General features: G+C 34.7%; 2 protein-coding genes. Both read left to right on the plus strand.

Features of this window, described 5'->3' with window-relative positions; translation table 11 throughout:
• The first annotated feature begins 33 nt into the window (after nt 1–33).
• A complete protein-coding gene (gene fliS, locus GQR46_RS20250) occupies nt 34–435 on the plus strand; it encodes a flagellar export chaperone FliS (protein WP_101162758.1) in 402 nt (133 codons plus the stop codon).
• An 8-nt stretch (nt 436–443) separates the two neighbouring features.
• A complete protein-coding gene (locus tag GQR46_RS20255; protein WP_165742327.1) occupies nt 444–743 on the plus strand; it encodes a hypothetical protein in 300 nt (99 codons plus the stop codon).
• The last annotated feature ends 47 nt before the right edge of the window (nt 744–790 follow it).

The raw sequence follows: 790 nt of genomic DNA on the forward strand, positions 1-790 counted from the left end.
TAATTTTATCGTTTTAAATTTTAGGATTTTCCCATGGCTCATGTCTCAGTAAAAAAATACAGTCAAGTTCGTGCTAGCAGCATTGCCGAAATGGCACCTTACGAACAAATAAACCTTATATTCAGTAATATTATTGGTCGTTTAGCTGCAACAAAGGGCTTTATTGAGCGCAAAGAAATAGCAAAAAAAGGTGAAAATATTTCAGCATGTATTTTGTTATTTGGTGCACTGCAAGATGCACTTAATTTAGAAGTAGAACAAGACCCTAGTATTTCTAACAATTTATTGGCACTTTACGATTACTGCCAACGTCGCTTAACGCAAGCTAACCTACATAACGATATTGAAGCAATTACTGAAGTATCAAGTATAGTTAAAGAAATTAAAGAAGGTTGGGATAATATCCCACTAGATCAACGCAACCCTGCGGTTTAATTTTAATTATGGATTCGCAAACACCAATAAGCCATGCTGAGCAGATACAAGCATTACTTAGTAACATTGAAGTGTTGGTAAATGATAATAATGCAGACGAAGCTCAGCCTCTTTTAGACACTTTAAATACTAAACTAAAGCAATGGTGCGAAAGCAGCGGCGGCCCAAGTGCAGAGCAATTAGAATTAATTCAGCTTCGTATCAACACTATTTTAGTAACAGCGAATGGTGCAAAAAACGAATCTTCTAAAGCTATTATTAAACATAAAAAGTCAGGAAAGGCGATAAAAGCTTATAAAGCCATCTAGTGAATAGGTTTAATAAACTACCTTTATTCAAACTAAATACATGGCTA

Origin of the sequence: Pseudoalteromonas sp. Z1A6, assembly GCF_011378745.1 — a bacterium.
GTDB lineage: Bacteria > Pseudomonadota > Gammaproteobacteria > Enterobacterales > Alteromonadaceae > Pseudoalteromonas > Pseudoalteromonas arctica.

Coding starts and splice junctions, on each gene's coding strand:
- fliS (WP_101162758.1), top strand. CDS start 34: ATGGCTCATGTCTCAGTAAAAAAATACAGTCAAGTTCGTGCTAGCAGC.
- GQR46_RS20255 (WP_165742327.1), top strand. CDS start 444: ATGGATTCGCAAACACCAATAAGCCATGCTGAGCAGATACAAGCATTA.